Here is a 5,974-nt window from a genome sequence, read left to right on the forward strand (position 1 = left end):
GGGTGCGCCGCGTAGCGGCGGTCTACGGTCGATAGGGCAGAAGCTCGCTACGCTCGCAACCCACCCCAACCCCTCCCTGGAAGGGAGGGGCTATGTCTTGTTCCCACCCTTTTGGGCCATTCCCGCCTTCGCGAATGAGGACAGGGCGGGCGCCGTTCAGGCCAGCGTGATGAAGCTGTCCATCACCCGCTTGCGGCCGGCGGTTTCGAAGTCGATTTCCAGCTTGTTGCCCTCGATCGCGGCGATCGTGCCATAGCCGAATTTCTGGTGGAAGACGCGCTGGCCGATGGACACATCGTCGCGACCCTTGTTGCCGAGCGATACGGCGGAGGTGCGGGCTTCGACGATTCGCACGGGTTCGCGACTGAACTGGCCGCTGGTCTGGGCGCGCTGCCAGCCGGGGCCGCGCGACGAGCCGCGCGCGACATTGGCGAAGGGATCGTCCCGTTCCGACCAGTTGGCGCGCCAGAGCGAGGCGCCGCCGGACATGCTGCTTTCCTCGTCCACATGTTCGGGTGGCAATTCGCCGACGAAGCGGGAAGGGATGGAGCTGGTCCACTGACCATAGATGCGGCGGTTGGCGGCGTGGAGGATGGTGCAGCGCTTGCGCGCGCGCGTGATCGCCACGTAGGCGAGGCGCCGTTCCTCCTCCAGGCTGTTGAGCCCGCCTTCGTCCAGCGCACGCTGCGAGGGGAAAATGCCTTCCTCCCAGCCGGCGAGGAAGACATTGTCGAATTCCAGCCCCTTGGCGGCGTGGATGGTCATGATGGTGAGCTTCTGCTCATCCTGCTGCGCCTCATTGTCCATGACCAGGCTGACATGTTCGAGGAAGGCGCCCAGCGTCTCATATTCCTCCATCGCGCGGGTGAGTTCGCTCAGATTTTCGAGCCGCCCGGCGCTCTCGGTCGAACGTTCGGCCTGGAGCGTGGCGGTATAGCCGCTTTCGTCCAGGATCTGGCGCGCCAGTTCGGCATGGGGCAGTTGTGCGGCGCGATCGCGCCAGCGGGCGAGGTCGCCGATGAAGGCGCCGAGCGAACGACGCGCCTGGGGCGTCAGTTCGTCGGTGTCGAGGATGCGGGCGGCGGCGAGGGCTAGGGGAATGCCCTCCGCGCGCGCCAGCCGGTGCAGCTTCTCGACCGCCTTGTCGCCCAGGCCGCGCTTCGGCACGTTGACGATCCGCTCGAACGCCAGGTCGTCGGCCGGCTGGTTGACGAGGCGCAGATAGGCGAGCGCGTCGCGGATTTCGGCGCGCTCATAGAAGCGGAAGCCACCGACGATGCGATAAGGCAGGCCGATCTGGATGAAGCGGTCTTCGAATTCGCGGGTCTGGTGCTGGGCGCGCACGAGGATCGCGACCTCGTCCAGCGAGCCGCCGGCGCGGGCGATCGCCTCGATCTCGTCGCCGACGCGGCGGGCTTCTTCCGGCCCGTCCCACACGCCGAGCACGCGCACCTTCTCGCCGACGTCGATGTCGGTCCACAATGTCTTGCCCAGGCGATTGCCATTTTCCGCGATCACCCCGGAGGCGGCGCCCAGGATATGGGGGGTGGAGCGGTAATTCTGTTCCAGACGGACGATCACGGCGCCGGGGAAGTCCTTTTCGAACCGTAGGATATTGGCGACTTCTGCGCCGCGCCATGAATAGATGGACTGGTCATCGTCGCCGACGCAGCAGATATTCTTGCGGGTCTGGGCGAGCAGGCGGAGCCAGAGATACTGGCTGCTATTGGTGTCCTGATATTCGTCCACCATGATATATTTGAAGCGCTGCTGATATTGCTCCAGCACATCGCGGTGACGCTTCAAGATAGTGAGAGAATGTAGCAACAAGTCACCGAAATCGCAGGCATTTACCTCGCGAAGGCGGGCCTGATAGGCGGCATAGAGCTTTTGCCCCTTGCCATGGGCATAGCCCTCCGCCTCGCCGGCACCGACTTCCTCCGGCGTGAGGCCCTTGTTCTTCCACTGGTCGATGAGGCCGGCGAGCTGGCGGGCGGGCCAGCGCTTCTCGTCAATCCCCTCGGCCTGGATCAGCTGCTTCATCAGGCGCAACTGGTCGTCGGTGTCGAGGATGGTGAAATTGGACTGGAGGCCCACCAGTTCGGCATGGCGGCGCAGCATCTTGGCGGCGATCGCGTGAAAGGTGCCAAGCCAGGGCATGCCCTCGACCGCCGGGCCGATCATCCGGCCGACACGCTCGCGCATTTCCCGTGCCGCCTTGTTGGTGAAGGTCACGGCCAGGATTTCCGAGGGCCAGGCGCGCTGGGTCGCGACCAGATGGGCGAGGCGGGCGGTCAGGGCCGCCGTCTTGCCCGTGCCCGCGCCGGCCAGCACCAGCACCGGTCCCTCCGTGGTCAGCACCGCTTCGCGCTGCGGTTCGTTGAGGCCCTTCAGATAGGGCGGGTCATTGGGAGAGGGGGCAGGCACGGTCATGGGCGATCAACTAGGGATGGGCGGTTGCGGGGGCAAGGGCGGATGGCCTTGCAGCGGGAGGCAATCTATGAGAACAAAAAGAGAATCACGCAAGATGCGAATGGAGCAAGATGATGGTGACGGGGCGGTGCCAGTGCGGGGCGATCCATTATGCGGCGGAGGGCGAGCCGGTTTACAGCGCGCTGTGCCATTGCAGCGATTGCCGGATGAGCGCGGGCGCGCCGATGGTCGGCTGGGCGCTGTTCCCGCATGACAAGGTGACGATAGAGGGCGATCCGGTCACCTACCAATCGTCGGACAATGCGACCCGCCATTTCTGCGGCACTTGTGGCACCGGGCTGTTCTACACCAACCCGACGGTGTTTCCCGGCATGATCGACATCCAGAGCGCGACGCTGGACGATCAGACGGTCTTTCCGCCGGCGATCCATGTCCAATATGCCGAGGCGGCCCCGTGGATGGCGGCGGCGCATGACCTGCCCCGGTTCGATCGCTATCCGGCATACTGAGCGTGCGGCCGGCGTCAGCGGCGGCACGGTTCGTCGCTGACGCGGAACAGAGAGGTGGGGCGGCCGGTTTCTCCTTTGCTCGGGGCAAGGAGTAGAAGGACCAACCCGATGAAGATCATCATGATCGCCGGCTTTGCCGCTTTGTCGATGGCGGCGCTGCCCGGTCAGGCCGGGGCGCAGGCGATGTCGCCGCCGGCCCAGAACCAGGATCCCAATGCCGCGCAGCCGACCGGCGCGGTGCCGGCCGAGACGGGCATGGTGCCGGCGCCTGCGGACGTGCCGCGCGATCCCGCCGCGCCGGTGGGCACGGCGGCCAATCCTGTGACGGTAGGCGGCAACATGACGCCGCCGCCGACCGAGGCGAAGGCCTATCCGGTCTGCGGCAAGGGCGTGCAGGACGGTTGCGTCAATCCGGGCGAGGCGAAGAAGAGGATGCGCAGGCCGGGCTGAGATCCGGTTTGGGATCGGCAGCGGCAGGGCCGGGCAGGGCGGCGATGAGCGCTGCGAGGCCGGTCCGGTCACGCGCCGCGTCGGCCAGGCTGTAGCCGTCCAGCACCGTCAGGAAAGCACCGACCGCCTGCGCCAATATGCCTGACAAGCCGCAGGCCGGGCGGATCGCACAGGATGCGCAATCGGCCATCGCCATGTCCGGCTCGCTATGGCGTACGACCGCGCCGATGCGGATATCGACAGGATCGGCGGCGAGGGCGAAGCCGCCGCCCCGACCGCGCTGGGTGCGGATGAAGCCGCCCTGGCCCAGGCCATGCACCACCTTCATCAGATGATTGCGCGACAGGCCATAGGCATCGGCAATTTCCGGGATCGTCGCCCGTCCGCCCGGCACGGCGGCGAGATGGATCAGCACGCGCAGCGCATAGTCGGTGTGGCGGGTCAATTGCATCGCGCCCTCCTATCCTGCGGACAGGGTGGTATAAACATATATTCAATTTACATCTTAAAAGATGCATATTAATGAACCTTATTGAGTCCCCGATAAGGAGCCTGTCATGCGCGCAAATCTGTCCCCCGAAACCATCGCCATCGTGAAGGCGACCGGCCCGGCGCTGCGGCGTCATGGCGTCGAGATCACCACTCGCATGTATGCACGGCTGTTCGAGGATGCGTCGATCAAGGACATGTTCGATCAGGCGGCGCAGGCCAGCGGCGAGCAGCCGCGCCGGCTGGCGGCGGCGATCCTGGGCTTTGCCGAGAATGTCGACAAGTTGCAGGCGCTGGACGGCGCGATCGCGCGCATGGTGCAGCGCCATGTCGATACGGGCGTGCAGCCGGACCATTATCCCAAGGTGGCGGCCGCGCTGCTGCCCGCGATCCGCGAGGTGCTGGGCGAAGAAGTGGCGACCGATGAGGTGCTGGCCGCCTGGGCGGAAGCTTATACTTTCCTGGCCGATATCCTGATCGGCAAGGAACAGGCGGCCTACGCGGAGGCCGCCTGATATTCCGCCTGATCGTTACGCGGCGGGCGCGCTGTCCTCTGCGCGGAGCAGGGTGAGGCGCGCCTTGCCGACGTCGCGCACGGCGTCGACGGTGAAGCCCTTGACCGCGACGTCCTCGCGCCGGTCGGTTTCGATGCTGATCCAGGTGGCCGGGCTGGTCCAGCCCAGGCGCGCCAGCTTGTCGAGTGCGACCTGGCCCGCGCCGGTGTCATAGGGCGGGTCCATGAAGATGAGGTCGAGCGGCGTCTTCGTCGGGCCGAGCGAGAGCACGCTGGTCTGGCGGATGTCGGGGCGCAGGCCGAGCTTGTCGCCATTGGCGCGGATCGCGTCGATCGCCGCCTTGTCCTGCTCGACGAACAGGCAAGAGCCGGCGCCGCGCGACAGGGCTTCAAAGCCCAGCGCGCCCGAGCCGGCGAAGAAATCGCCCACGGCCAGCTCCTCGAACGATCCCAGCCGGCTCGCCAGCATCGAAAAGAGCGTTTCGCGGGTGCGGTCGCCGGTGGGACGGGTGGCGTCGCCCTTGGGCGCGACCAGCGGACGGCCGCGCCATTGACCCGAGATGATCCTCATTTCTGTGCTTTCTTCAGGCTGCTGCGGAAGGCGACCAGGTCATGCTGGCGCACTTCCTCGACCGCGCCGCCGGCGAGTTCACCCAGTTCGAACGGGCCGTAGCTGGTGCGGATCAGGCGATTGACCTTGAGTTCGAAATGTTCGAGCACGCGGCGCACTTCTCGGTTCTTGCCTTCGGTCAGGGTCATTTCGATCCACTGGTTGCGGCCGGTGCGCCGTTCCAGATTGGCCTCGATCGGACCATATTGGATGCCGTCAATCTCGATGCCGTCGAACAGATCCTCGAGCTGCTGCTGGCTGACCTCGCCAAAGGCGCGGGCGCGATAGGTGCGCGGCACGCCGGTCGAGGGCAATTCCATCTCGCGCTTGAACTCGCCATCGGTGGTGAGCAGCAACAGCCCCTCGGTATTCATGTCGAGGCGACCGATCGGCATCAGCCGCGGCAGGTCGTCGGGGAGGATGTCGTAGATGGTCGGCCGACCGGCAGGGTCGCGCTCGGTGGTGAGGAAGCCGGTCGGCTTGTGGAACAGGAACAGGCGCGCGGGCGCGGGCGCGGCGACCGGATCGCCGTCGACGGTGACGCCATGGAGCGAGGTCAGCAGCGTCGCGGGGGTGTCGATCGTGACGCCGTCCCTGGCGATACGGCCTTCCTCGATCATCCGCTCGATCTCGCGGCGCGAGGCGATGCCGGCGCGGGCGAGCAGCTTGGCGATACGCTGGGGTTCGCCCTTGCCGCTGGTTTCCGCGGCGGCGCGGGCCGGGTGCGGGTTGGCGGTGTGGGGCGCAGCCGGCTTCTTGCTGCCGGGGCGGCGCGGCGGATAGGATGTGCCGCCCATACGACCTTCAGTGCGACCTTCCGGGCGCGGGCGGGTCGGACGGTCACCGAAAGCGGTGCGGGCGGCACGCTCGCCAAAGGGCGCGCGCGCGGGGCGATCTCCAGCGGCGGCGCGCTCGGGGCGCTTGTCTTCGGCTGGGCGACCGCTGGGGGCGGGGCGTTCGGCACGATCC

General features: G+C 66.8%; 7 protein-coding genes. 3 read left to right on the forward strand and 4 right to left on the reverse strand.

Annotated elements, in window-relative coordinates; all coding sequences use genetic code 11:
- Positions 1–156: 156 nt before the first annotated feature.
- Entirely contained in the window at positions 157–2,433 is a 2,277-nt protein-coding gene (locus A0U87_RS25175) for a UvrD-helicase domain-containing protein (RefSeq protein WP_048938432.1), read from the reverse strand.
- Positions 2,434–2,546: 113 nt separating this feature from the next.
- On the opposite strand from A0U87_RS25175, the gene A0U87_RS25180 reads away from it, so the two are divergent.
- Positions 2,547–2,942 carry a GFA family protein gene (locus A0U87_RS25180; protein WP_137406110.1) on the forward strand — a complete coding sequence of 132 codons (396 nt, stop codon included), beginning with the start codon at positions 2,547–2,549 and terminating at the stop codon, positions 2,940–2,942.
- Between the two features lie 108 nt (positions 2,943–3,050).
- The gene (locus tag A0U87_RS25185; RefSeq protein ID WP_010336087.1) at positions 3,051–3,392 is read left to right on the forward strand and encodes a hypothetical protein; all 342 of its coding nucleotides are present in this window, start codon (positions 3,051–3,053) and stop codon (positions 3,390–3,392) included.
- On the opposite strand, the gene A0U87_RS25190 is transcribed toward A0U87_RS25185, so the two are convergent.
- A complete protein-coding gene (locus tag A0U87_RS25190; RefSeq protein ID WP_017500896.1) occupies positions 3,349–3,843 on the reverse strand; it encodes an Rrf2 family transcriptional regulator in 495 nt (164 codons plus the stop codon). The two genes, A0U87_RS25185 and A0U87_RS25190, sit on opposite strands and share 44 nt — an antisense overlap.
- Before the next feature lie 106 nt (positions 3,844–3,949).
- Between A0U87_RS25190 and A0U87_RS25195 the strand changes: the two genes are divergently transcribed.
- The gene (locus A0U87_RS25195) at positions 3,950–4,396 is read left to right on the forward strand and encodes a globin domain-containing protein (protein WP_048938433.1); all 447 of its coding nucleotides are present in this window, start codon (positions 3,950–3,952) and stop codon (positions 4,394–4,396) included.
- A gap of 15 nt (positions 4,397–4,411) precedes the next feature.
- Here the strand turns inward: A0U87_RS25195 and rsmD are convergent, their stop codons facing one another.
- Both rsmD and A0U87_RS25205 read right to left on the reverse strand, forming a co-directional pair.
- The gene (gene rsmD / locus A0U87_RS25200) at positions 4,412–4,966 is read right to left on the reverse strand and encodes a 16S rRNA (guanine(966)-N(2))-methyltransferase RsmD (RefSeq protein WP_048938434.1); all 555 of its coding nucleotides are present in this window, start codon (positions 4,964–4,966) and stop codon (positions 4,412–4,414) included.
- A complete protein-coding gene (locus A0U87_RS25205; RefSeq protein ID WP_240700636.1) occupies positions 4,963–5,802 on the reverse strand; it encodes a pseudouridine synthase in 840 nt (279 codons plus the stop codon). Before A0U87_RS25205 ends, rsmD begins: the two co-directional genes overlap by 4 nt.
- Between the last annotated feature and the right edge of the window lie 172 nt (positions 5,803–5,974).

Source organism: Sphingobium sp. MP9-4 (genome assembly GCF_005281675.1).
GTDB lineage: Bacteria > Pseudomonadota > Alphaproteobacteria > Sphingomonadales > Sphingomonadaceae > Sphingobium > Sphingobium yanoikuyae.

Coding starts and splice junctions, on each gene's coding strand:
- A0U87_RS25175 (WP_048938432.1), bottom strand. CDS start 2,433: ATGACCGTGCCTGCCCCCTCTCCCAATGACCCGCCCTATCTGAAGGGC.
- A0U87_RS25180 (WP_137406110.1), top strand. CDS start 2,547: ATGGTGACGGGGCGGTGCCAGTGCGGGGCGATCCATTATGCGGCGGAG.
- A0U87_RS25185 (WP_010336087.1), top strand. CDS start 3,051: ATGAAGATCATCATGATCGCCGGCTTTGCCGCTTTGTCGATGGCGGCG.
- A0U87_RS25190 (WP_017500896.1), bottom strand. CDS start 3,843: ATGCAATTGACCCGCCACACCGACTATGCGCTGCGCGTGCTGATCCAT.
- rsmD (WP_048938434.1), bottom strand. CDS start 4,966: ATGAGGATCATCTCGGGTCAATGGCGCGGCCGTCCGCTGGTCGCGCCC.
- A0U87_RS25195 (WP_048938433.1), top strand. CDS start 3,950: ATGCGCGCAAATCTGTCCCCCGAAACCATCGCCATCGTGAAGGCGACC.
- A0U87_RS25205 (WP_240700636.1), bottom strand. CDS start 5,802: ATGGGCGGCACATCCTATCCGCCGCGCCGCCCCGGCAGCAAGAAGCCG.